Annotated in this window: 23 protein-coding genes; 16 read left to right on the forward strand and 7 right to left on the reverse strand. The window is 61.0% G+C overall.

What is annotated here, in order from left to right; all coding sequences use genetic code 11:
- Positions 1-8: 8 nt before the first annotated feature.
- The 4 genes from IEV62_RS02865 to IEV62_RS02880 all read left to right on the forward strand — a co-directional run bounded on the left by IEV62_RS02865 (position 9) and on the right by IEV62_RS02880 (position 4,745).
- Positions 9-1,109: a hypothetical protein gene (locus IEV62_RS02865; RefSeq protein ID WP_188445362.1), complete on the forward strand. Its 1,101-nt coding sequence runs from the start codon at positions 9-11 to the stop codon at positions 1,107-1,109.
- Positions 1,110-1,179: 70 nt separating this feature from the next.
- The gene (locus IEV62_RS02870; protein WP_188445363.1) at positions 1,180-2,346 is read left to right on the forward strand and encodes a hypothetical protein; all 1,167 of its coding nucleotides are present in this window, start codon (positions 1,180-1,182) and stop codon (positions 2,344-2,346) included.
- Between the two features lie 78 nt (positions 2,347-2,424).
- On the forward strand, positions 2,425-3,225 hold the full coding sequence (locus IEV62_RS02875; protein ID WP_188445364.1) for a hypothetical protein: 801 nt from the start codon (positions 2,425-2,427) through the stop codon (positions 3,223-3,225).
- Between the two features lie 569 nt (positions 3,226-3,794).
- On the forward strand, positions 3,795-4,745 hold the full coding sequence (locus IEV62_RS02880) for a hypothetical protein (protein WP_188445365.1): 951 nt from the start codon (positions 3,795-3,797) through the stop codon (positions 4,743-4,745).
- A gap of 37 nt (positions 4,746-4,782) precedes the next feature.
- Here the strand turns inward: IEV62_RS02880 and IEV62_RS18405 are convergent, their stop codons facing one another.
- Positions 4,783-5,070, reverse strand: a complete 288-nt coding sequence (locus IEV62_RS18405; RefSeq protein WP_188445366.1) for a PqqD family protein — start codon at positions 5,068-5,070, stop codon at positions 4,783-4,785.
- A 421-nt stretch (positions 5,071-5,491) separates the two neighbouring features.
- Between IEV62_RS18405 and IEV62_RS02890 the strand changes: the two genes are divergently transcribed.
- Positions 5,492-7,417 (forward strand): asparagine synthetase B family protein, encoded by a 1,926-nt coding sequence (locus tag IEV62_RS02890; RefSeq protein ID WP_188445367.1) that lies wholly within the window; start codon positions 5,492-5,494, stop codon positions 7,415-7,417.
- Between the two features lie 160 nt (positions 7,418-7,577).
- Entirely contained in the window at positions 7,578-8,510 is a 933-nt protein-coding gene (locus tag IEV62_RS02895; protein ID WP_188445368.1) for a helix-turn-helix domain-containing protein, read from the forward strand.
- A 38-nt stretch (positions 8,511-8,548) separates the two neighbouring features.
- On the opposite strand, the gene IEV62_RS02900 is transcribed toward IEV62_RS02895, so the two are convergent.
- Complete coding sequence (locus IEV62_RS02900) at positions 8,549-8,953, reverse strand: VanZ family protein (RefSeq protein ID WP_188445369.1); 405 nt, start codon at positions 8,951-8,953, stop codon at positions 8,549-8,551.
- Between the two features lie 298 nt (positions 8,954-9,251).
- Here IEV62_RS02900 and IEV62_RS02905 point away from each other — a divergent pair, with 298 nt between their 5' ends.
- The 3 genes from IEV62_RS02905 to IEV62_RS02915 all read left to right on the forward strand — a co-directional run bounded on the left by IEV62_RS02905 (position 9,252) and on the right by IEV62_RS02915 (position 11,441).
- Positions 9,252-10,049, forward strand: coding sequence for a formylglycine-generating enzyme family protein (locus tag IEV62_RS02905; RefSeq protein WP_229732792.1), 798 nt, complete (start codon positions 9,252-9,254; stop codon positions 10,047-10,049).
- Positions 10,050-10,110: 61 nt separating this feature from the next.
- On the forward strand, positions 10,111-11,028 hold the full coding sequence (locus tag IEV62_RS02910; RefSeq protein WP_188445371.1) for a haloalkane dehalogenase: 918 nt from the start codon (positions 10,111-10,113) through the stop codon (positions 11,026-11,028).
- Positions 11,025-11,441, forward strand: a complete 417-nt coding sequence (locus IEV62_RS02915) for a DUF1330 domain-containing protein (RefSeq protein ID WP_188445372.1) — start codon at positions 11,025-11,027, stop codon at positions 11,439-11,441. Before IEV62_RS02910 ends, IEV62_RS02915 begins: the two co-directional genes overlap by 4 nt.
- 14 nt (positions 11,442-11,455) lie before the next feature.
- Here IEV62_RS02915 and IEV62_RS02920 read toward each other — a convergent pair whose 3' ends face one another.
- Entirely contained in the window at positions 11,456-11,830 is a 375-nt protein-coding gene (locus IEV62_RS02920; RefSeq protein WP_188445373.1) for a hypothetical protein, read from the reverse strand.
- A 113-nt stretch (positions 11,831-11,943) separates the two neighbouring features.
- A complete protein-coding gene (locus IEV62_RS02925; protein WP_188445374.1) occupies positions 11,944-13,029 on the reverse strand; it encodes an MBL fold metallo-hydrolase in 1,086 nt (361 codons plus the stop codon).
- A gap of 119 nt (positions 13,030-13,148) precedes the next feature.
- On the opposite strand from IEV62_RS02925, the gene IEV62_RS02930 reads away from it, so the two are divergent.
- Genes IEV62_RS02930 through IEV62_RS02940 form a run of 3 tightly spaced genes read left to right on the forward strand, consistent with a single transcriptional unit; the run spans position 13,149 to position 15,810 of the window.
- A complete protein-coding gene (locus tag IEV62_RS02930) occupies positions 13,149-13,535 on the forward strand; it encodes a hypothetical protein (RefSeq protein WP_188445375.1) in 387 nt (128 codons plus the stop codon).
- Positions 13,532-15,223 carry a sulfatase-like hydrolase/transferase gene (locus IEV62_RS02935; protein WP_188445376.1) on the forward strand — a complete coding sequence of 564 codons (1,692 nt, stop codon included), beginning with the start codon at positions 13,532-13,534 and terminating at the stop codon, positions 15,221-15,223. The genes IEV62_RS02930 and IEV62_RS02935 overlap by 4 nt, the downstream gene beginning before the upstream one ends.
- Positions 15,224-15,231: 8 nt before the next feature.
- Complete coding sequence (locus IEV62_RS02940; protein ID WP_188445377.1) at positions 15,232-15,810, forward strand: TetR/AcrR family transcriptional regulator; 579 nt, start codon at positions 15,232-15,234, stop codon at positions 15,808-15,810.
- Here IEV62_RS02940 and IEV62_RS02945 read toward each other — a convergent pair.
- The gene (locus IEV62_RS02945; protein WP_188445378.1) at positions 15,807-17,627 is read right to left on the reverse strand and encodes a DUF885 domain-containing protein; all 1,821 of its coding nucleotides are present in this window, start codon (positions 17,625-17,627) and stop codon (positions 15,807-15,809) included. The genes IEV62_RS02940 and IEV62_RS02945 overlap by 4 nt on opposite strands.
- 110 nt (positions 17,628-17,737) lie before the next feature.
- On the opposite strand from IEV62_RS02945, the gene IEV62_RS02950 reads away from it, so the two are divergent.
- Both IEV62_RS02950 and IEV62_RS02955 read left to right on the forward strand, forming a co-directional pair.
- Positions 17,738-18,721, forward strand: a complete 984-nt coding sequence (locus IEV62_RS02950; RefSeq protein ID WP_188445379.1) for a polysaccharide deacetylase family protein — start codon at positions 17,738-17,740, stop codon at positions 18,719-18,721.
- Between the two features lie 146 nt (positions 18,722-18,867).
- Positions 18,868-19,359 carry a hypothetical protein gene (locus IEV62_RS02955; RefSeq protein WP_188445380.1) on the forward strand — a complete coding sequence of 164 codons (492 nt, stop codon included), beginning with the start codon at positions 18,868-18,870 and terminating at the stop codon, positions 19,357-19,359.
- A gap of 34 nt (positions 19,360-19,393) precedes the next feature.
- Here IEV62_RS02955 and IEV62_RS02960 read toward each other — a convergent pair whose 3' ends face one another.
- On the reverse strand, positions 19,394-19,666 hold the full coding sequence (locus IEV62_RS02960) for an HU family DNA-binding protein (protein ID WP_188445598.1): 273 nt from the start codon (positions 19,664-19,666) through the stop codon (positions 19,394-19,396).
- A 138-nt stretch (positions 19,667-19,804) separates the two neighbouring features.
- Positions 19,805-22,234: an endopeptidase La gene (gene lon / locus IEV62_RS02965; RefSeq protein WP_188445381.1), complete on the reverse strand. Its 2,430-nt coding sequence runs from the start codon at positions 22,232-22,234 to the stop codon at positions 19,805-19,807.
- 91 nt (positions 22,235-22,325) lie between these two features.
- Here lon and IEV62_RS02970 point away from each other — a divergent pair, with 91 nt between their 5' ends.
- Together IEV62_RS02970 and IEV62_RS02975 are read left to right on the forward strand one after the other, a co-directional pair.
- Complete coding sequence (locus IEV62_RS02970) at positions 22,326-22,976, forward strand: hypothetical protein (RefSeq protein ID WP_188445382.1); 651 nt, start codon at positions 22,326-22,328, stop codon at positions 22,974-22,976.
- Positions 22,973-24,700 (forward strand): M1 family metallopeptidase, encoded by a 1,728-nt coding sequence (locus tag IEV62_RS02975; RefSeq protein WP_188445383.1) that lies wholly within the window; start codon positions 22,973-22,975, stop codon positions 24,698-24,700. Before IEV62_RS02970 ends, IEV62_RS02975 begins: the two co-directional genes overlap by 4 nt.
- Positions 24,701-24,742: the final 42 nt, after the last annotated feature.

The raw sequence follows: 24,742 nt of genomic DNA on the forward strand, positions 1-24,742 counted from the left end.
TCTATTTTATGATGAAGTCCTTTCTAGTTAGCGCATCGGTCATTGCACTGTCGGTTTTTGCTACCCCGGTAGCTTTCGCGCAGACCGCGGCGACTAACGTTACCATTAATACCCAGACGACCACGCAAAAAGGCAACAGCAACCAGATCACGATCAGCCAGGCCACCTCCACTCCAACGCCAGCAGCCAGCGTAACAAGCGAAGCCAAGGTCAAGCAGGATGGTGATTTCAACGTTGCGTCCATTACGCAGCTGGGCAAAAGCGATTTCGGGTTCTCGCAAGTCGTTGGTAGCCACAATACGGTAACGCAGACCTTCGCCGGCCCGTCGAGTGGTTCGGCCACCAACAATCGCAGTGAAGTCTATCAGTGCGCGACCGCCGCGTGCAGCATAGGTGGAACAGCGTCCACGTACAACACTGCGACAACCAACCTGTCGGGCACCAACAACGTCAGCTATATCGTGCAGGCGGGCAACGGCAACACCGCGACGACCAAGTTGACGGGTAATGGCGGCGCCGGCGCAGTCGCAAATGCTGCTATCGAGCAATATACCGACTACAACACTGCGGAAATAGACCAGACTGGAACCTCAGCTGGGCTTGTCAAGATCATCCAGGGCGTGACCACGGTTGGCGCTACCCGGAACACTCCGGTTACCAGCCCCTACACCATTTCTTCGGCACCGGCAGTGAAGCTCGGTACCTATCCCCTTGGTGCAAACAACTTCGCCACGGTGACGCAGGCGAGCGGTGCCGATAGTGGTGTTGTCAATGTCTACCAGGGTGCCGACTTCAACTTGGCAGTTGCCAATCAAGCTGGCGCGAACCAGTTCGTCGAAATCCGTCAGGATGGCAAGACGTCGGCGGACACCTATGGCAACAACAACGCCAAGGTTACCCAGGAGCTTTCGGCTACCACCGCCTCGGCTTATGTTATCCAAGAGGGCCAGAGCAACACACTGACCTTGACCCAGTCGGCCGCAAACGTGAAGGCGGATCTGGCCCAGTTCGGCAATCTCAACAAGCTGACGTTGACTCAGGTTACCGCCGGAGCGTCGGCAACCCTGACCCAGACGGGCAATTCCAACACGCTGACGATGAGCCAGTAAGCCCGCGCACAGGCGACGTGCTGCGCACGTCGCCTGTGATCGACCTCAATGCTGCGCCGATTATCCTGACGTGAAGGAAGCCGGTTTTGTATTTTATCCAAAATCGGCAACCGTTATGACAAAGTTTTTCTTAGCTAGTGCGTCTGTACTTGCTCTGTCTGCGTTCAATACATCAACTGCTCACGCTAAGGGTCCAGCCCAAAGTATTACGCAAAGCGGACAGAGCAGCCAAATTACGATCGATCAGGTGGGCGGCACAAATAACAGAGTCATAATGGACCAGAATGGCGACTTCAACGTAGCAAAAGTTACACAAGTTGGTCGAGACGATATCGCCGTTTTGTCTGTTTTTGGCAATTACAACACGGCAACGCAAACTTTTACCGGCAACGGTGGCGGTGTCACAAACAACGTCAGTCTAATTTTTCAGTGCGGGTACGCTGCGTGCGACGCAAGCGCGTCGGTAACGCCTACGGGCAACACTGCGACAAGCAACCTGTCGGGCACCAACGCGTTCAGTTTTATCGGCCAGGCGGGCAACGGCAATATTGCGACGGCAAAGCTTTCGGGTGATGGCGGTAGCAACGGCTTTTTTAATGCAAATTCTGATATCGAGCAATTTACCGACTACAATACTGCGGAAGTAGATCAGACCGGAACCGCGGCTGGTCTTGTCAAGATCATACAGGGCGTCACGACGGTTGGTGCTAAACGGGGCGTTGCGATTGGCACTCCCTACTCCACTTCTTCGGCACCGGCAGTAAAGCTCGGTACGTATCCCGTTGGTGCAAACAACTCCGCCACGGTGACGCAGGCGAGCAGTGCCGATAATGGTATTGCCAACATTTATCAGGGCGCCGATTTCAACCTGGCAACGGCCGACCAGGCTGGCACAAATCAGTTTGTGGAAATCCGTCAGGACGGGGCCACGTCGAGCGACACCTATGGCAACAACAACGCCAAGGTTACGCAGGAAATTGGCGGCAGCTCTGCGCAAGCTTATGTCCTCCAAAATGGCCAAAGCAACGCGGTAAGCTTGACCCAGTCGGCCGAAAACGTGACGGCGGATGTCGCTCAGTTCGGCAATCACAACCAGCTGACCCTGACTCAGGCAAACGCCGGAGCGGCGATTTATGCCACCCAGACGGGCAATTACAACACAGCGACGTTGCTCCAACAACCCGGCGCGCCACCTCCTCCTCCTCCTCCTCCTCCTCCTCCTCCTCCCCCAGCCTAATATTTGACCCGTGTAGACGAGCAAACCCGCGAAAGGCGGTGCAGTCGGCACCGATCAAAGCATCCGGAAGGCCAGACCATGAAATACGGATCTCACCTTGCTACGATCACCTTGGCGTTAGGTTTTGGCGCGCTCGGCGTGAAGCCCGTCGCGGCCGTGGCCCAACCGGCGGACGCATCCGCCTGTTCCGGCGCGGCCAACGCCGTGTGCGTGACGCAGGTTGGTGATCGCAATGTCGCGACGATCGCGCTGAATGGAAACACGGCCGGCGGCGTCATCGCCGGGGTCGAGACCGGGAACTTAACCGAAATCGGGTCGTCGCGCAGCACCGGGCCGATCAGCATATCCAGCCAGATTGCGGGGTCGGTCTCGCAAAGCGGCAACAACAATCACGTTTCGATCGCAATGAATGGGGACAATACCGCCTTCGCCGTTTCCCAACAGGGGAATTTCAACAGCGCGACGCAATCCGTCGAGGGATTGAATAACAGCCTGACGCTGCGTCAATCGAGTTCGGACCCCGCCATTGGCAATACCGCGATTCAAGTCCAGCTCGGCAATGGCAACAGCTCCTTTGCGTCGCAGACCGGGTCGGGCAACACCGCGCGCTTGATTCAATCGCCGACCGCAGAGGCGACTCTGCTCGGGATTGGTGCCTTGCTCGACCCGGTAAATCGCACTAGCGAGTCCAACGCGATCGTTCTTGAACAAACGGGGCCGAACAATCAGGCCGATCTGGGCCAGCAAGGCAACAGCCATAGCATCGCGCTCCGTCAAAACGGTTATGCCCAAATTCTGATTACGCAATCCGGCGTTGGCCGGTCGATTTCGGTTGATCAACCGGTCGGCTCGGTTGGTGTGCAGATCACCCAATATTAACCAGTACGCGAAGGTCTCTCCTCAGTGTTATTCATGCTGCGACATTTGTTGAGGATTGCTGCGATTGCGAGCGCGACGCTGGCGCTGTCCTTGGGGGTCAGCGAAGGATCCGCGCAAACCAACGATGCAGCGACTGTCGCGCAAATTTCGAATCGTGCCGCAGGCAGTGTGCCGCCTTCCCCGACAAAGTCGCAGGAAGCGCCGAGAGCGTACATGGTTGAAGCACCCGCCCCTCCCCTATCACCAGCGCGGACGCAGCAAATCGATCTCTGCGCGCCAGACGTTCCGCGGTCGGTTGAAGCTACGAAAACCTCGGCCTGTTCCAATGTGCGCGCGAAAAGCGATGGCCTCACCGATCCAGCATCAAGGGATCGAGTCACTTTGAGCGCCCCCGACACCGATCAAACCGCAGCTACGCGTGCGCCCGGATCGGCACCGGATGCCGATGTGATTGCCAATCGTCTGCGGACCGGCGACGTGCAGACCTCGGCGATCGCCGATTCGGTTGGCGTCGGACTGCGTGCACCAACCCCGGCGCCGACTTCTGACGCACAACCTGTGGTGCCGCGATGATCCACTGTGCGCTGCCCGCGGCACATCGGTCGCGGCTCGACCCGCGGCAGGACCATTTCGACTATCGCGTCTTCGGCCTGAAGGTTCGATCGGAAATCAGGTTGTCCGCGCTGATCCCAACCCCGATCGACAGCGCCGATGTAGAGATCCGGCTCGGTGCAGTGCCAAAGCACCAATCGGTCGAACCACTCGGGCTCTATGTCGATACCGATGGGCCGATCCTGAACATTGCGAACGTTGGTCGATTCCTGATTGCCAATGGCAACGAGATCATCGTCGAACCGCACGCCCAGGCCTCGGCGCGCAATGTCGAACTTTATCTGTTGGGGTCTGCGTTCGGGGCGATCCTGCATCACCGGCATTTGCTCCCGCTTCATGCCAATGCGATCGAGATCAACGGTCGCGCCATCGCCTTTATGGGGCATTCCGGTGCGGGCAAATCTACGCTTGCGGCGTGGTTTGCCGATCACGGATACCGGATTTTGTCGGATGATGTGTGCGTCGTCGACTTTGACTCCGCAGGCATAGCCTATGCCAGAGCGGGAATCCCACGGCTGCGCCTATGGAAGGATGCGCTGAAGGTCAGAGGGATTAGCGAGACGGGTCTGACACGGTCATTCGATGGCCAGGACAAATTCGATATGCCGATCATCGGATCTGGATCTCACGATCCTGTAAGACTCGATGCTATCTATTTATTGGGAAAGAATATCGGAGCGACTGACCAGTTGATGATCGAACAGGTTAGCGGTATGGCGGCAGTTGAAGCGATATCGGTCAATACTTATCGCGGTAGTTTCGTGCCACTTATCGGCGATCGTATCAGGCACATAAAAGACTGCTTAAAACTTACTCAACTTGTAAAGGTTTGTAAGTTCAATCGGCAATGGGATCATCGGCATTTCGAGCGTGACGTGAGATTATTTCTCAGTAGCGAATTCCCATAAAACGCTACACAATACATGTGTGGCTATCCAACGGATATTAACCGTCGATAAGTATAATTACCTTTTCATTGACTAGATATTGGACGAGCTCTTCAACATCTATCTGGCAGGTTGCGATATCGATATCGAACTCGTCACACAAAATGGTACAGAGATCGGTTAGCGAAATCGGAGTTTTTACAATCTCCCAAATTCTGTTCGCAACTGGATTAAACATATGAAATTTTGACGTATCAATCTGAAGCGCGATCAATTCCTCATCATGATTTATCTCAATCATCTTGTCTGATCGAGATATCAGAACCCCTTCTTGCATTTTTTTCATCCCAGATAGTCCGCGCTTTATTCAGTATTGGAAATTATCTCCATAGTTCTGAGATATAGCGGCTACACAGTAGCTGCCCAGACCACGCCCGGCAACGACATTCCTAAAAAAAAGAGCAAGATTTTTAGCATATTAAGTGGACAGGCGGCTACCGGTACGCCATAACAAAAGCGCGTATGCAGGTGGGTGTTCGCCGCCGATTTCTGCTATTATATTGGAGTGTAATTATGACGCTTGGACCAATCATCAGTGCCGATCGCGTGAAAGCATCATGGGTAAAGCCAGTCGTTCGCTCGGTTTCCGCCGGTTCGGCCGAAGCTGCCGGCGTTACGAACTTTGACGGCCCAGGCACGCAAAGCTCCTAAGGTGCGGGCGCCATACGGTTTTTAACCCGTATGGATGTCTTTGATATTTATACGCTGTGAACGCGGTTGCAGGTTTAATTGGGGGTAATTCGGGCGAGTTCCTCCGTCTCTGCAATCATATGCTTGCGGCGCAACGCCTTTACGGCCCAGATAAGCAATCGGTCGGAAGTCTCGGAAACGTGACTTTCGGCCATTGCCTGTTCAGGCTGCTGGCTGAGGATGCGTTCGATCTGCAGCCGGTAATTGGTTGCGGTGGCGCCGCGATGTTGGTCGCCGATCTTCGCATCGACAATCGCGACGAGCTTATTGCGCGTTTTGATGTCGCGCAGGATGCCAAAGCGTGGAGCGATTCGCGCTTGCTGATGCACGCCTATGAGGTTTGGGGCATCGGCGTACTCGATCACGTGATCGGTGATTTCGCCTTCGCCATCTGGGATCGCCGCTCCGATCGTTTATACCTCGGGTGCGATCCGACCGGCCAGCGGCCGCTGCATTACCGCGTCACGCCGTCTCGCGTCGAATTTGCCTCAATGCCGGTCGGGCTGATCGCGGTCATGCCCGGACGCGCCATGGTCGATGCTGAAAAAATCGCGGCATTTATCGACAAGCGCCATAGCCCGCTGTCCTCCAGCTATCTTGACTGTATCTTCAGGGTTCCCCCTGGCCACTATGTCGTGTTTGACTCCGGCGTCCGCACGGAACGGCGATACTGGGATCCCCAGCCTAAAACGCTGCGGTTGGCGCGGACACAAGATTATGTCGACGCCTTTCATGCCCACCTCGAACAGGCCGTAGAAGCACGGCTGCGCGATGCCGGCGCAATTGTCGGCACACAGCTCAGCTCGGGCCGCGACAGTAGCGCAATCACCGCGATCGCGGCGCGCCTGCTCGAACCGACGGGCGGTCGCGTCCTATCGGCGACGGGTGCGCCAAGAGCTGGGTTTACCGGCGCAGCCCCCGATCGAAAAGCGATCGACGAAAGTGCCGTGGCCGCGGAAACAGCGCGCAAGTACGCCAATGTTGCGCACGTCGTGGTACGGCCAGAGCACTCGTTCGACTTTGGTGACTGTGAGCGATTGTGGGACTACTATCAGGAACCCTTTATAAACGCTTGCAACTTTCCATGGCTGGCGGGCATCAACCGGACGCTTGGCGAGCATGGCGTTTCGGTACTCTTGACCGGTGATTTGGGAAATCTGACGATCAGCGCCGGCGGATACGCCATCCTCCCCGACTTTTTGTGGCAAGGTTCGTGGCGATCGTGGCTGCGCGAATTCCGGATACTCGGCGCCGAGGGGCGGATGCGCTGGCGCGGCGCGCTGGCGGTGACCGCGGGCGGGTATATTCCGCGCCCGATCTGGGCGCTGCTCGCCAGAGCGACCGGGCGGAGCAGCCAGGACCCTGGGCGCCCGCTTTTACAAAAAGCGTGGCAATCAACTGATCGAACAGCGTCGATCATGGCGCAGCCGCCACGCAATACCTACAGCAACCGGGTCGATCAAATCCTGCACACGAGTATTGCCGGGATCCGAAAGGGCAATCTGGCGCAATTCGGGATCGACGAACGAGATCCGACATCCGATCGACGTTTGATCGAATTTTGCTTGTCGCTACCAGCGGATCAGCTGTTGAAAGATGGGATCGAACGACCGCTTTTCATCGCGGCTATGACGGACTTGGTTGCCCCGGATGTGATCGCGGGGACGTTGCGTGGATTACAGGCCGCAGATTGGTACGCCAGCTATTCGCGAGCAAGTCTGCAAGGACACGTTTCAACCATCTCGGCCAATGATCGCGTCGCCGCGATCATCGATGTGGAGGCCCTCGAAGCCCTCGTCGGTTCGTGGCCGGAACGCGGACACGCCTCCCCGAACGACGCGTTCGCATTTCGAGCACCCTTGATGAAAACACTCTCCGCCGCGCATTTTATCCAGGCGCTGGACGCCAAAACATCGGAATGGAGCACGGCGATTGATTGCTAAAACAGGCTGCTGGATCAGCCGTTCTGGGATCCAGCCTTACCCCCAACAATATACGTTTATGATTGAATTATAACTGAAATCAACGAAGAGTTAACCGTACGCTAATCAATTTGGCGCAGGTTCGAAGGCTCTTTCCCATCCACCATTTTGCCTATGCGTGATGATGACAATGATCGAAAGTGGTAGTCACCGTCCGGGTGTTTTCGCGCGGGATTTTGGCCTTCCTGACCATACGGCATTACGATACGAACAACCCGCGCATGCGCTGCGTGAGCTGCTTCCAAGCTATGCGGTTCTCGATTCCGAACCAGGATTTCCGCATCTGGAAGAGACTTGGATGCTTCCAAGCTGGGCGATGATTTGGGTCGTGCTGGCGGAGGACCCCATCTCGGTCAGCGTGGGCAACCGGCGCTATGGTGAGCTGTCTTCGGCAATCCTGTACGGCGTGACGAGCTCCGCCATGCCGGTGCGATCGAACGGTGGAGTCACGATCGCGATCGACATCAGCCCGCTTGGCTGGGCGCGTTTTTTTAAACAAAGCGCAGAGACGCTGCGTGATCGCATCACACCCCTGAAGGAAGTTTTGCCCCCGTCTCTGGTCAACGAGCTCGTCAATCGGCTCTATCATTCGGATCGCGCGCTCGATGTTAAAGGAATTCTCGACGACATCTTTTTGCGCGCACTACCCGCGCCGCACCCCGACGAGGCAATGATTGCCGACATGATACGCATACTTTCCGCAACGGGGCGGTCAGATTTGTCGGAAGCGTCGGCGAGCTTGGGAATACAGCCGCTGAAATTACGCCGCCTATCGCAACGTTATTTCGGCTTCCCCCCCAAAATTCTCCAGATGCGTACGCGTTTTCTGCGGATTTTCCTCAATATGATGATCAACCCCTGTGATGACTATGAATCACTTATTTCCGAATTTTACTTCGATAGATCGCATTTTTTGCGCGATTCTAAGCGTTTTCTTGGAATGACACCGTGGCAATTCCTGGATTTGAACACATCATATCTGACAGCGGCGTTGCGCGCGCGCAGGCTTGTGATGGGCGTGCCGACATCGTCCCTCGATATCGTCTCGGCATAGTGACAACGTCGGCGGTTTAGCGTCGACGTCGCCCCGCGCTATCGGCCCGCCCCATCGTTCGCCCCACCGTTCGCCCTAGCGCGTGTCCGCCGGCTGTCTCGAACCAAGCGAACGAGCAGGAGAGCCACGATGATGGCGACGGTATCTGCCAACCAGTCGCGAATATCGCAATCGCGATGCAGGACCGGGATCGACTGGCAAACCTCGATCAACGCGCCCAAAAATGACAGTCGCTCTCCAAGAAGCGGTAGCGCCACCCTCGGGTAACCGTTTGCACCCAGAATCGCGACCGTGCTGAACGCCAGCATGTGCTCAAATTTGTCACCCAGGCCGTTGATCGGCAGATGCGGCGGATGGGGTAGCAGCGCCATCACCAGCGCAAACGCGAGCGCAAGCCAAAACGATACGCGGAAAATAGCGGTGTGAGTCGACCTGTCGGGCATTGCTGGGCGCATGGCCGTGATATGCCGATCTGTCTATCCCCAGCCCAAACCACTTGCGCGAAATTCAACCGGACCACAGCTTGGGAAAGGCCGTTGCAACATCGACGTCGCAGGGAAGGCAGCTTCTTCGCGTTGACAATCCGTGCGCCTTGCCGCCTCTTGGGGTTGAGGGGCGACGGCGATGATCCACGGCAGGGAAGGTTTCGCCGCGTTGATCATGGCGCTCGGGTTCGCAGGGTGCGCGCCCGATCGACCGCCTGCAAGCACTAAGCAGTGCGCCGATCTACGATCGGCACCGATGATCCCTCTACCCGCCGCCGACTTCACGATCGGGGCCGATCCGAAATATCCCGAGGAAGGGCCGCCGCGGCGCGCGCGGGTCAAAGCGTTCTGGATCGACGCGCACGAATTGACCAATGGAGAATTCGCCCGGTTCGTCACCGCGACCGGCTACCGCACAGTCGCCGAGCAGACGCCCCGGCAGCTCCCTGATACCCCGCCCGAAATGCAGCAGCCGGGATCTGCCGTCTTCGCGATCCCCGATGATCGCGACCCGCGCTGGTGGCGATGGTCGGTCGGAGCGCAATGGCGCCACCCGTCGGGGCCGGCCGAATCGATCGCAGGGCGTGATGCCGAACCCGTCGTGCAAATCGCCTATGACGATGCCGAGGCTTATGCGCACTGGGGCGGCAAGCGGCTGCCGAGCGAAGCCGAATGGGAATATGCCGCGCTCGCCGGAAGCACAGCATTGCCCGAGCCGATCGATGCCCATGGCACGCCGCAAGCGAATTACTATCAGGGCGTGTTTCCCGCGCGCGATCTGGGGCTCGACGGCTTTCGCGGTCGCGCGCCCGTCGGCTGCTTCAAGCCCAATGCCTTCGGACTGTACGACATGATCGGCAATGTGTGGGAATGGACCAGCACGGCCGTCGGCCCCAGCCGTGCGAGCGGTGTGATCAAGGGCGGATCCTATTTATGCGCCAGCAATTATTGCGCCCGCTACCGCCCGGCGGCGCGGCAGTTCGAAGAGCGCGGCTTGGGCACAGATCATATCGGCGTACGCTTCGTGCGGGATTCGGCACCACCTGCCAATTGACGTCGGAGCTTTCTTTTGGCACTATCGCTGCCAATAGAATATACTGTCAGGAGAGCGCGCGGTGGAGTTTCTGAGAACCCCAGAATCCTGTTTTGACAATCTCCCGGATTATCCGTTTGCGCCGCAGTATCTGAGCGTCACCGACGCCGATGGAACGGAGTTGCGGATCCATTATCTCGATGAGGGTCCCCGTGACGCATCACCCATTCTGCTGATGCATGGCGAGCCGAGCTGGTCGTATCTCTATCGCAAGTTCGTGCCCGATCTGGTCGCGCGCGGCCACCGCGTGATTGCCCCCGATCTGATCGGCTTCGGCAGATCGGACAAGCCGGCCGCACGCAGCGATTACACCTATGAACGCCACGTCGCCTGGATGAGCGCGTGGCTCAGCGCGCTCGACCTCAACGACATCACGCTCTTCTGCCAGGATTGGGGCGGGCTGATCGGCTTGCGCCTCGTCGCTGCCTTCCCGGATCGCTTCGCGCGGCTGGTGATCGCGAACACCGGTCTGCCGGTTGGCACCGGATCGTCCGACGGGTTCAATGCCTGGCTCGCCTTCAGCCAGAACGTCCCGCAATTTCCGGTCGGCTTCATCGTCAATGGCGGCACGTTGCGCGAGCTGACGCCGGAGGAGATCGCCGCCTATGACGCGCCCTTCCCCGATGAAAGCTATAAGGAAGGCGCGCGCGAATTCCCGAAGCTCGTGCCGATCACGCCCGACCACGCCTCGGTCGCGGAAAACCACGCGGCGTGGAAAGTGCTTGAGCGCTTCGACAAGCCGGTCCTCACCGCCTTCAGCGATCAGGATGCCGTGACCAAGGGGGGTGAGAGAGTCTTTATCGACCGCGTTCCCGGCGCGAAGGGGCAGGCGCACACGATCATCGCCGGCGGCGGCCATTTCCTACAGGAAGACGCACCGGAACAGCTTTGCGCGCTGATCGACGCTTTCATTCGCTCCAGCCAAGGTCAAGAATCATGAACGTTACCAACGCGGTATTCCCGGGCCCAGAGCAACTTGCCGCTTTCTTCACTGGCGCGGAGGACGGCCCGTTCGTGATGGTCAATTTGCTGCGCTTCAAGCCGCATGCCGAATATGCCGACGGCAGCGACGCCGATCTCACCGGGCGCGAGGCCTATGCGCGCTACGGCGCCGCTGTGCAGGCGTGCCTTGCCGCGGTCGGTGGCAAATCGGTGTTCGCGGGCGCGGTGACCGAATTGATGCTCGGGCAAATGGACGAGCCGTGGGACATGGTTGCGCTGGCGCAATATCCCAGTCGTGCGGCGATGATGGCAATGGTGCAATCTCCCGACTATCAGGCGATCGAAAAGCATCGTCTGGCCGGGTTGGAGGGACAGTTGAACATCCGCACCAAGGCGCTGCCCGTCGCCTGACGCCGCCGCGTTCCTCAGACGTCGAGCGGGCTTTCGGCGAGCCAGGCTTTGGCTTTGGCGAGCGACCTGAACACGCGCAATCGCGGATGCACCAAGGTCCGCTCGGCTTGCAACTTGTTGAGTTGACTGCCCACCACGACCGCCGCGCGCCCTGACGTCAACGCGATGCCCGCCACCATGATTTGGGTAAGCAGATCGGCAACGTCGTTGGATTGGACCGGAAATTCCAGCGATTCGACGATGACGTCGAAATCGCCACCGGCTCCATGCAGCTCGCGTGCCTTCTCCATCAGCGCCCCGCCCAGATCGGCCACGATGTCCGGCGTCCAGAAACCCTTTACTCGGATCGTGAGCGTGTTGGTCGAGCGATCATGGTCTAAGTGGAACATTCGAAAGCGTATCTCTGAGCGGGCAATGACACAACGCGATGCCCGGTCGGCCCCTCAAAGCGAAGCCCGCGGCACTGCGCAAGCCCTTTGGCGCATGCAGCGCCCCGAAAGTTTCAATCGACCGGCAGGCGCGCGAAGGCGATGGTGGGGTTTGCGGCGGGCAAGCTGAAGATCATGCCATCCTCTCCTACCGTGATCGGCCCGTCATAAAATTGCCGCGCGCGACCGAGGAACGCCGGATAGGCGATGCGGAACGGCACCGGTGGCAGGATGTGGGTGAAGAGCAAATGCTTCACCCCCGCCGCTTGCGCTTCCTGCGCGGCCACCTCGGGTGCTGTATGATAGGTTAGGATATCGCGCGTGATTTGCGCGGTGCCGGGCTGGTGTCGCGCGACCAGCGCTGCGGTCATGCGCTTGACCAAAGCCGGTTGCAGTCCCTCATGCACCAGCAGATCGACACCCTTTGAATTGGCGACCAGCGCCGCGCTCGCTGCGGTATCGCCGCTAATCACCGCCGAGCGGCCCTTATAGTCAAAGCGATAGCCGACGGCTGGCTGGACCGGTCCATGTTCCACGCTGAAGGCGGTGACGCGCAAGCCGTTCGCGCGATACACTTCCACTGCACCAAGCGTTCCGCGCACCGGCGGGGTGAAGCTCACCGCTTTGCCCCCGGCGCCCGAGGGCGGCGCGATCTTCGGACCATGGTGCGCGGTGCGATAGCCTGAATCGGTCGCGTACGCCGCGTCGAACCCGGCGACGATCCGCTCGACTCCGGTCGGGCCGTAAATTGGCAGTGGCGCGGTCGCCCCTCGGCCGGTCCAGCGCAGCAACATCATCGGGCCGAGGCCGTCGATGTGGTCCGAATGAAAGTGCGTCAGGAACACGCCCTCGATCCGACCGTTGGGAATGCCCATCAGCGCGATGTGCTTGGCACCACCCTCGCCCGAATCGACGACGAAGATATGTTGCCCGGCGATGACCACGGTACACGCACCGGCGCGGCCTGGGTCGGGCAACGGTGCCCCGGTCCCACAGAGCGCGACGTGCAAACCGTCGGGCAGATCGCGCGTATTGTCGACGCCAGCGCGTGCTTCAAACGCAAGACCGAGCAGCGCAGCGCCGGTTTCCCCCCGGAACAGCGCCGCGCCGACGACCATTGCAACCAAGGCCACGGTCGTGAGGATCCCGGTAGTGCGCATCGTCCCCTCCCCCTCGCTGACATACGTTGCCGGTTTAATATGGCATTGGCAATGCCGAAAGATTGCAGAACGCCCGAACGGTGCTACGTTGGTTCCCATAACCAAGGGGGGATGTCGCAATGCGCAACGGGATACGAGGAATCGTCGGGCTTACGGCCGTGTTCAACATCCTGCTCGGGATCGGATTTTTGATCGATCCGGCGCAATCGGGCTTGCGCTTCTTCATCACCGCGCTCGGCACGCAAGGGCTGGCGACGATGCGCGCGGATTTCCCCGCCTTTTTCCTGACCGGCGGAATATTCGCGCTGGTCGGGGCGTGGCGCGCGTGGCGCACGCCGTTGATCGTCCCGCTTTGCTTGCTCGGCCTCGCGATCAGCGGACGCGCGATTAGCCTCGTCGCCGATGGTGCCCCCGCTCACGCTTTCCCGCCGATGGTGGCGGAGGCGGTGATGATCATGATCCTCGCGCTGGGCTGGCGCAACTTTGATCGGGAGGGCATGCGATGAAACGCTGGGTCAAGATCTCACTCGCCTCGGTCGCGGCGCTTGCGATCGCTGGGTTTGCCGCCAAGGATTATGTGCTGCTGCACTTGCCCGGCTGGATCGCGCCGCATGTTGAGGACAGTCATCCTGTCGCATGGCAGCCGGGCCCAACCGTCGCCGCTCTGCCAGTCGATCAACGTCCGCCCAACATCGTGCTGATCGTCGCCGATGACCTCGGTTATAACGACATCAGCTTCAACGGCGGTGGAGTCGCGGGCGGCTTGGTCAAGACGCCCAACATCGACGCGCTGGGGCATCAGGGTGCCTCGTTCGCCAATGGCTATGCCGGTAACGCGACCTGCGCACCAAGCCGCGCGGCGTTGATGACCGGCCGATACGCCACGCGGTTCGGCTATGAATTCACCCCCGCCGACGTGCATCCGCCAAAGTGGTTCCCGTCCAGCCTGATCCGCACCGACGCAGCCTTTTCGCGCACGATCGCCAGCTTCCCGACGACATGGGAGCATAAGACGATCTTCGACGAAGATGCCGCGCGCTTGCCGCCGGTGCAGGACAAGGGGATGCCCGCCAGCGAGATCACCATCGCCGATTTGCTGCGCACGCGCGGCTATCACACGATGCACCTCGGCAAATGGCATTTGGGCGATGCCAAGGGGATGCGACCCGAGCAGCACGGTTTCGACGAGAGCTTGGGCTTCATGATCGGCGGCCAGAAATACCTGCTCGACGACAGCCCGGACGTCGTCAATTCGGTGCAGGACTTCGACCCGATCGACAAATTTCTGTGGGCCAACTTGCCCTTCAGCGTCCAGTATAACGGTAGCAAACCGTTTCGCCCCGATCGCTACATGACCGATTATCTGACGGCGCAGGCGCAAGCGACGATCGTCGCCAACCGCAACCGCCCATTCTTCCTGTATCTGGCGTATAACGCGCCGCACACGCCGCTGCAGGCGGCCAAGGCCGATTACGATGCGCTCCCGCAAATTACCGATCACCGGATGCGCGTTTATGCTGCGATGATCCGTGCGCTCGACCGCGGTGTCGGCCGCGTGATGGCGACGCTGAAAGCGCAAGGGTTGGATCAGAATACGCTGGTGATCTTCACCAGCGACAATGGCGGCGCGCATTACATCGGCCTGCCCGATATCAATAAACCGTATCGCGGGTGGAAGGCCACGTTCTTCGAAGGCGGCGTCAAGGTGCCGTTCTTCATGCGCTGGCCGGCACGGATCAAGCCCGGCACGACGGTCGCGGCGCCGGTCAGCCATTTCGACATTTTCGCAACCGCCGGCGGCAGCGCCGGCGCGAGCTTGCCGCACGATCGCCCGATCGACGGGGTCAATCTACTGCCCTTCATGCAGGGCACGGCTACGGGAACGCCGCACAACACGCTGTTCTGGCGCAGCGGTCGCTACAAGGTTGTGCGCGATGGTGACTGGAAGCTGCAGGCGCTCGATCTGCCGCACGTCAATCTGCTGTACGACATGAAGGCCGATCCGACCGAGCAGCGCGATGTCGCGGGCGCGCATCCCGATGTCGTCGCACGCCTAACGCAATTGCTCGCCGCGCACGACCGCGACAACGTCAAGCCGGCCTGGCCCTCGCTCATTCGTTCGCCGATTGCTATCGACCGTCCACTAGGCACCAAACCGAAGGCCGACGAGACGTACATCTATTGGTCGAATTAGGGATAGCGATGGGTGAAACCGACGGGCGCCGCAAACGCGCTCAGACCAGCCGCGACCGGATCGTCGCGGCGATGCTCGCGCTGGTCGAGGAAGGCCATATCACGCCAAGCGCCGATTTGGTCGCGGCGCAGGCGGCGGTCGGGCTGCGCACGGTGTTCCGGCACTTTGCCGATATGGAGACGCTCTACGCCGCGATGACGACTGAATTGTCGCGGCACTACGATCTCGGCGTCCATCCTTTCGCTGCGGAGGATTGGCGGGGCCGACTACGCGAGGGTGCCGAACGCCGGATCGCCACCTACGAAACCTTGCTACCGTTCAAGCGCGCCGCCGACGCGCACCGCCACATGTCGCCCGCGATCCAGGCCGAGCATGATCGCGTGCTGGCACTGATGCGCGCGCGGCTGGAATCGGTGCTGCCCGCAGAGCTTCGGGCGCAAGCGAGCATGGTCGAGACGATCGACCTGCTGCTCAGCTTCGACGTGTGGCAGCGCCTGCGCGGCGACCAGAAGCTCCCGGTCGAGCAAGCGCGCGCCATCATCCTGGCCGAAATCGACCGCATCGCGCGAGATTGCGGCGTCCGCTAGGCGCGCGCCCCGGCGATGTAGCGCGTGATGTTGCCGCCCAGCACATCGAGCGGCACATTACCCCCCTCGACCACTGCTTGGTTGAAATCGCGCACATCGAACCGCGTGCCGAGCGCGACCTTGGCGCGGTCGCGCTGCGCGACGATCTCGGTCTGCCCCAATTTGTAGCCGCACGCTTGCCCCGGCCAGGCGCAATAGCGATCGACCTCGCTCGCCGCATTGCTGAGCGGCAGCCCCGTCGCCGCGACGAACTCCGCCAGCGCACGCGCGCGCGTCCACCCCATCGCGTGGATCCCGGTATCGACCACGAGGCGTACCGCGCGCCATGACAAGCCCATGAGATAGCCAAGCCGACCCGCCGGATCATCGTCATACATGCCCAATTCGTCGGCCAGTTGCTCGGCATACAGCGCCCACCCTTCGGAGTACGCGTTGAACGCGAGGATTGATCGCAGCAGCGGCAATTTCTGCGCATATTCGCCTTGCCAGACATGGCCGGGAATGCCCTCATGGAACACCAGATCGGGGATCGTCACCTTGTTGTGAATCGAAGGATCGCCGAGATTGACCCAGATCCGCCCCGGGATCGACCCGTCGAGCGATCCCGGTCCGCCATAAGCGGCAGGGGCACCCGGCTCCTGCGCCAACGGCATACGGCGGATTTCGAGAACGCCGGGCGTCGTCCGCCGGAACGCAGCGGAAAGGCGTGGGCGGATCGCGTCGATCTTGCCTTGCATATACGCGACGATCTGCCGCCGTCCTGCATCGTCATTGGGGAAGACCATTTCGGGTCGGCGCTGCAACGCCGTCGCGCGCTCAGCAATCGTGCCCTGGGTCAGCCCGAAACCCCTGAGGATGACATCCATCCGTGCGTGCAGGTCGATCAGTTGCGCGACGCCCAGCGCGTGGATTTCGGCCGGAGTCCGCTGTGTCGTCGTGCTCGCGCGCAACCCCCACGCATACCATTCATCGCCAAATGGCCGCGCGCCGAGCCCCGCGGCATCGGTTGCCAGCGCGCGCTGTGCCTGAAGCTCGACAAGCTGACGCTCAAGCGCCGGCACGACCGATTCCTGCACGATCTTGACCGCGCGATCGACCCACGGCCCCGGGATTGTGCCCGATTTGCGCGCCAGCGGACCGATCAGCGGTCCATCGGGGGTCATCGCTTCGCGCACGGTCCGGGTGACCCCGACGATCGTCTTGTCGAGCAGGAAGGCGGGCGGCACGAGTCCCTGCCCGCGCGCGATCCGCCCCCGCACCGTCTCGCCATCGAGTTGCGCCGCCGTCGCGGACAGTCGCGCGAGATAGGCAGCACAATCGGCCGCATCGCGCACCGGCTGATCGCCATCGAGCAGTTGCGGCACGTCGAGCCATGCCCCCACGTTCTGGATCACGGTGTAAGGCGTGTTACGCCAATTGCCGATCGTCGCGACGCCATAGGGCAGCTTCATGCCGTCAAGCGCGGTGCGAAACGCACTCTCGGCCACCGCGAGGCTGGTCAGCGTGGCGGGATCGAGCCCGGCACGCGAAACGCGCCCGAGCGCAACCAGCGACTGCGACAGGAATGCTTGGCTCTTCTCGACGCCCGCTGGCGAGCGATCATCGAGGCGACTGCGCAATGCGGCATGATGCCCGGTATCGACGCCAAGCCGGGTGGCCTCGGCCGGTTGCAGTTCGAGCAATTGCCAGGCGAGGCGATCGAGCAACGCGGCGGCAGTCGGTGCGGCCGCCACGGTACGCTGGGGTGCAACCGCAAATGCGGCGCTGGCGGCAAGACCGGCAAGGGTCGCGCGACGGGAAGGTGCGAAAATGTTCATAGCGCCATGGTTAGTGCGCAACGCGGCGACGTCAAACGTTGGCTGCCCGTTACCCCGATCTTAACGCGGGCGTGCGATAGGCGGAGACCTGATGCCACGCTGCAGCGCCCATGACTGACGTCCTCATCACGATCGACACCGAACTCTCCGCAGGCCTCCATCAGCGAGGAATGTCGGCACGCGAGAATATCGACAATTCGATCCTTGGTGTCGTGCCTGGCGGGACGGTCGGAATCGGTTGGCAAATGGATCAACTGGAGGCGCATGGCTTGAAGGGCGTGTTCTTCGTCGATCCAATGCCGGCGCTGGTCTATGGACCGGAGATTCTTGCAGACATGATCGGCCCGATTGTGGCGCGACGCCACGAGGTTCAGCTCCATGTCCATACCGAGTGGCTGGCATGGGCGAAAAGCGCGCCAGTGGGTAAGCGGCGCGGTCAGAATATCGGCGACTTCGATCTTGCCGATCAATCCACCCTGCTCGGGCTCGCACGCGATCTGCTCGAGCAAGCCGCGGTCCCGCGCCCGATCGCGTTTCGGGCCGGCAATTATGGAGCAGACGACCGAACCCTGATTGCGTTGTCGGACTTGGGCATCGCGTGGGATAGCAGTTTCAACGCATCGTATTTAGGTGCGGCGTGCCGGATCGGGCTTACCGCCAATGACCATGCTCCTGTCTGGCGGCACGGTGTCGTGGAGGTGCCGGTTTCCGGAATCTCGGCGTCGTCCGGCTTGGTCCGACCGGCGCAGGTCTGCGCGTTGTCGCGGTGGGAGATGATCGATGCGCTGCGCCACGCAGCACAGCATCGGCAAGCGGCGTTCGTCATCGTCAGCCACAGCTTCGAAATGCTGTCGCGCGATCGCCGTCGACCGAATCGTGCCGTGATGGCGCGGTTTACGGCGATGTGCCGGGAAATCGCGCGCAATCCAGATTTGCGCAGCGTCGGCTTCGGCGACCTTGATCCGGCGATTGCAGCGCCGTTGCATCCGAAGTCGTCGCGCTTGCCGGCCAATCCGGTACGGATGATTGGACGCGTCATCGAACAGGCAGCGGCGACGGTGCGCTACGAGCGCCAATGGTCACGCGCGCGATGAGCCTGTCGATACCAAAGCTCGCAAAGCGGCTCGTCCGCCATATGGTGCATGACTACCGGCTCAACTGGATTTATGCTTCGACTGGCGCCGATGCTGTCCTTCCGCTCCCCGATACTCTCGAATTTGCGCGGCTCAACGACGTCGGGTTGATGCACATCGCCACATCGAACGACCCGCAATTCCGGAAAGCGCTCGGCTATGATCGGATGGGGGCGGAGGGATATGTGCTGGCGCAAGACGGCATCCCGCTTTGCGTGGCACATTTCGTGGATCTCGCGCGCTATGAGAATGCAACGATTTGGCCGCTTCGTGCGGATGAGGTCGCGCTACTCAACATCGTGACCGATGAACCAGCGCAAGGCCACGGCTACGCCGCTGTCCTCATTTCCAACGCGACCCCAGCGATGCTGTCGGTGCATTTCACGCGGGCAATCGCGTTTATTTGGTGGAACCACCGGGCGTCGCTTCGCGCGTTTCAGCAGGCCGGATGGCACCGTGTGGGTTTTTCGGTGGAATTCATCGGCAAACGAGGCAGCGTGCGCCACCTTCATGTGCCAATACCCACAGCTTGGTCGCCAAATCGATCGGGACCAGGAACCACGGCGAGGAGTCGAACGCCGCACCCGTTGCAGCATTGATGACATCCCCGCCGAACGGGTCAAATCCTTGCGATCAGTTCACAGAATCCTTCAAGCCCTTGCCGGCCTTGAACTTTGGCTGCGAGGATGCCTTGATCGTCATGGGCTCACCGGTACGCGGATTGCGGCCCGTCGAGGCCTTCCGCTTGCTCACCGAAAACGTTCCGAAGCCGACCAGGCGAACTTCATCGCCCCGTTTCAGCGCGACCGATACCGCGTCGAACACCGCCTCGACTGCCTTGCTCGCGTCGCCCTTGGTAAGACCCGACGTGTCCGCCACAGTCGCAATCAACTCTTGTTTGTTCATGGCCACCAGCCCCCCGTTACAAATATTCAAATGATTCCCGGCGCGAAGCCAGTGGTCCAGTAAGACGGGTCGCGCCGGGGCTGTCAAAGCAAAAGCGTCAACCCCCGCGCAAATATGGCAATTTGGGCGGCTAACGCATCAATGATGCAGTTCACCGCCGATTGCCGGAACGCCCGCGGGAGGTTGTGCGGCGAGATCATCGGCTTCGGTCCAATCGATCGGTTCGAGCGGCGCGGTCAGCGCGAGTCGCAACACTTCATCGACATGCGCGACCGGGATGATCGTCAGACCGTCAAGGATGTTGGCCGGAATCTCCGCCAAATCCTTCTCATTCTCCTGCGGGATCAGCACGGTGGTAATGCCACCCCGCAACGCCGCGAGCAGCTTTTCCTTCAACCCGCCGATCGGCAAGACACGGCCACGCAGGGTTACCTCGCCGGTCATCGCGATGTCGCGCCGCACCGGAACGCCGGTCAACGTCGAGACGATCGCGGTGACGATACCGATACCCGCCGACGGACCGTCCTTCGGCACCGCACCTTCGGGCAAATGGATGTGGATGTCCTTGCGCGCGAAAATACTCGGCTTGATGCCATAGGATGGCGAGCGCGCCTTGATGAAGCTGAACGCGGTCTCGATCGATTCCTTCATGACGTCGCCGAGCTTGCCGGTGATCTTGGCCTGGCCGCGTCCGGGCACGGTCACACTTTCGATCGTCAGCAACTCGCCGCCGACTTCGGTCCAGGCGAGTCCGGTGACGGCGCCGATCTGATTCTCTTCCTCGCCAAGGCCGTGCCGATACTTCTTCACGCCGGCAAAATCAGACAGATTGTCGGGCGTCACGGTAACGCTCTTGGTCTTGCCCTCAAGAATCTGGCGCAGCGCCTTGCGCGCCAGCCGCGCAATCTCGCGCTCGAGGGTGCGCACCCCGGCCTCACGCGTGTAATATTGGATCAGCGCGCGCAGACCCTCGGTCGTGAGCGTGAACTCACCATCCTTCAACCCGTGCGCCTCGATTTGCTTGGCGATCAGATGCCGCTCGGCGATCTGAACCTTCTCGTCCTCGGTATAGCCTTCGAGCCGGATAATCTCCATCCGATCGAGGAGTGCCTGGGGCAAGTTGAGCGTGTTCGCGGTGGTGACGAACATGATGTCCGATAGATCGACATCGATCTCGAGATAATGGTCCTGGAACTTGGCATTCTGCTCCGGATCGAGCACCTCGAGCAATGCCGATGCCGGATCGCCGCGGAAATCCTGCCCAAGCTTGTCGATCTCGTCGAGCAGGAACAGCGGATTGCTGGTGCCGGCCTTTTTGAGGTTGGTCACGATCTTGCCCGGCAGCGAGCCGATATAAGTGCGGCGATGCCCGCGAATCTCGGCTTCGTCGCGCACGCCACCCAGCGATTGGCGGATGAACTCGCGCCCGGTCGCCTTGGCGATCGACTTGCCGAGCGAAGTCTTGCCGACACCCGGCGGGCCGACGAGGCACAGAATCGGCCCCTTCAGCTTGTTGGTGCGCGCCTGTACCGCGAGATATTCGATGATCCGGTCCTTGACCTTTTCGAGCGCATAATGATCCTCGTCGAGCACCGCTTGCGCCGCCGAAATGTCCTTGCGAACCTTCGATTTCTTGCCCCAAGGAAGCCCCAGCAGCACGTCGAGATAATTGCGCACAACGGTTGCCTCGGCGCTCATCGGCGCCATCGTCTTGAGCTTCTTGAGCTCTGCGGTCGCCTTGGTCCGCGCTTCCTTCGACAGCTTCAGTGTGGCGATTTTCTGGGTCAGTTCGGCGATCTCGTCGCCCTCGCCCTCATCGCCTTCATTGCCGAGTTCGCGCTGGATCGCCTTCAACTGCTCGTTGAGATAATATTCGCGCTGGGTCTTCTCCATTTGCCGCTTGACCCGCGACTTGATCTTCTTTTCGACCTGCAACACGCCGAGCTCGCCCTCCATGAAGGCGAACACCATCTCCAGCCGCTTGGCCGGATCGCGCTCGATCAGCAATGCCTGCTTGTCGCTCACCTTGACCTGGATATTGGCGGCAACCGCATCGGCGAGCTTCGAGGGATCCTCGATCTCGGCCAACTGCACCGCCGTCTCCGACGGCAGCTTGCGGTTGAGTTTCGCGTAATTCTCGAACTGATCGATCACCGAGCGCATCAACGCCGAGACCTCGGTGCTGGCGACTTCGAGCGCATCAGCCCCCGCTTCACCGTCGAGCATCTCGACCTCGGCGGAGAGATAGCCATCGACGGCGGCGAGCGACGTCAGTGCCGCGCGGCGCTTGCCTTCGACCAGCACGCGCACCGTGCCGTCGGGCAGCTTCAACAATTGCAACACGACCGCCGTAACGCCGACCTCGTACAGATCGTCGCGGTCGGGGTCATCCTCGGCCGGATCGACCTGCGCGACGAGGAAAATCTCCTTGTCGGCGGCCATTGCCGCTTCCAAAGCAGCGACCGACTTGTCGCGGCCGACGAACAGCGGCACGATCATCGCCGGGAAGACGACGATGTCGCGCAACGGCAGAACAGGGTAAAACGGGGTGGAAGAAACTTGGGTCATGCATACTCCGGGGCGGCGCCAGCCACGCGCCTATGATGTCTTATATGGGGCGGATTGCCATTCCATCAATCGCCGAACGGTTTTGGGTGCAATGATTGCATGCGCGGCAGCGCCGACAGCGGCGTGGTCGCGTCCCGATGCGGTGTCGCGCGCGCTGACGGCGGCCGGTGGTGAGGCCGTCTTGCGGCGGGTTCTAGCGGTGGCGTGGCGCGGCACCGCGCGGATGATGCTGGGCAAGGTTCCAGTCGATCTGAACGTGGAGACGCGCATCGAACCGTTCGTCCGGGGGCGATCCGACACTTGGCTCGAAAGTGAGGGACGCAGCACGATTCGCACGGTCATGGTCGAGCGCGACAGTGCTTTCCTGGTGCATGAGGGCGCGCAGACCGCGCTAGCGCCTGAGCAGGCGCGGTTCGAGCGGCAGCAATTCGGCGCCTATGCGTATCTGCTGCTCGCCCCCGCCTTTGTCAGCGCGGCGAGCGCGACGCGGCTCAACGCGGCACGTGAGGGGTATCCGCCGATCGCGCTGACCCTCGCGCGCGACGGGCGGATCGCCGCGGCCGACTATCGCATCGGAACGCCCGACCACGAAGGGCGCTCGCTGCGCCAGCATTTCAGCCTCGCCGGTTCGGTCTCCTCCAACGGGGTACGCTTCCCACGCGTCATCACGATCGTGCAGGACGGGCGGCCGCTGTCGCGCCTGACGATCCGCGATTTCTCGGTGGATCTCGACGCGGCATGACACTGCACCGGATCGCCTTCGCGCTGCTTTGTTTGGGCATGACCGGCGCGAGCTTGCCTAAAAAGGGCGAGCCGCCGATCACCGCACAAACGCAGAAATCGGGCGGGCCGATCGACCCCGATCAAGCCAGGCTGCGCTTTGATTCGGCCGATCTCGCGTTCGAGGTCCTGCCCGAAACGCAAACGCTGCGCGGCATCGCGACGCTGTCCTTTACCGCCAAAGCGCTGCTGGACCGGCTGGTCGTCGATCTCGACCGCAATTTACCGGTCGATGCCATTACCATCGACGGGGTCACGCTGGCATCGACCGCGTGGAGCAACCCGGAGGGCAAGCTGTCGGTCACTTTGCCCCGCGCCGTCCCCACCGGTGGCAAGGTCACGGCGCGCATCATTTACGGCGGGCAGCCGCATGTCGCGGTGAAGGCACCGTGGGATGACGGGATGGTGTGGGCCAAGACGCCGACGGGCGAACCCTGGTTCGCGACGACGGCGGAGGGTTCGGGTTGCGACCTGTTCTGGCCGTGCCTCGATTTCCCGACCGGGGAACCGGGGGTGGTCACACTCCACATCACGGTGCCAAAGGGGCTGAAGGCACCCTCCAACGGCATATTGCTCGGGGTCGAGGAATTGAGCGACGGGCGCACGACCTGGAACTGGCGCGTGAAGCAGCCCAACACCTATGGCATCGCGTTGACGGTCGGGCCGTATGAGCAAGTTTCGGGCAGCTATAAGAGCCGCTACGGCAACACGATCCCGCTCTTTTATTGGTATCTGCCGGGAGAAGAGGAGAAAGCGCGCGGGCTATTCGCTGAATTCGCCCCGACGCTCGATTTTTTCGAAAGCGAGATCGGCCCCTACCCGTTCAGCGATGAAAAACTCGGCGTGGTCGAAACGCCGCACAAGGGCATGGAACACCAAACCATCAACGCTTACGGCAACGGCTATGCCAAGGCACCCGAAGGGTTCGACTGGCTGTTCCACCACGAATTCGCGCACGAATATTTCGGCAATCAGATGACGGTGGCGAATTGGGACGATTACTGGCTGCACGAAGGCTATGCCAGCTACATGCAGCCGCTCTACGGCCGCTGGCGCGAGGGCAATGCGCGCTACGCCACGATGCTGGCCGAGCAGCGCAAGAGCATCGCTAATCTGCGCCCGGTCATCTCGGGCAAGGTGCGCACCGAGGAAGAGGTGTACGAGCTGGCGAAAGGCGGGCCGGGTCAGGACATTTATTACAAGGGATCGTGGATGCTCCATACCTTGCGCGGCCTGATCGGGGATCGCGCTTTTCGGAGCGTAACGCGGCTTGCGGTGTACGGGCGGATCGACCCGCGTCCCGGTAATTTCACGCCACGCTACACCTCGACCGACGCATATGAGCGGATCGTCCGGCGCGTGACGGGCAAGGATTATGGCTGGTTCTTCGACGTGTATCTGCGGCACGCGGCGTTGCCCGATCTCATCGAGACGCGCACGGCGCGCGGCCTCTCGCTCCGCTGGGACGCGCCGGGCGGGCGCCCGTTTCCGATGCCGGTCGATGTACAAAGCGATGGGCGGGTCGTGCACGTGCCCATGACCGGCGGGATCGGCCGCCTTTGGGTGGCGAAAAGCGCGCACATAGTGATCGACCCCGATGCCAAGCTGCTGCGGCGTTCAGTCGCGATCGAGCGGTATCAGGCGTGGCGCGATGCCGAGGCGCGCCGCGCCAAGGTCGCGAATTGACGTCGCGTGTTTTATTGAGATAATACACAACGACGATAGGAC

It is taken from the genome of Sphingomonas psychrolutea, assembly GCF_014636175.1.
Classification (GTDB): Bacteria; Pseudomonadota; Alphaproteobacteria; order Sphingomonadales; family Sphingomonadaceae; genus Sphingomonas; species Sphingomonas psychrolutea.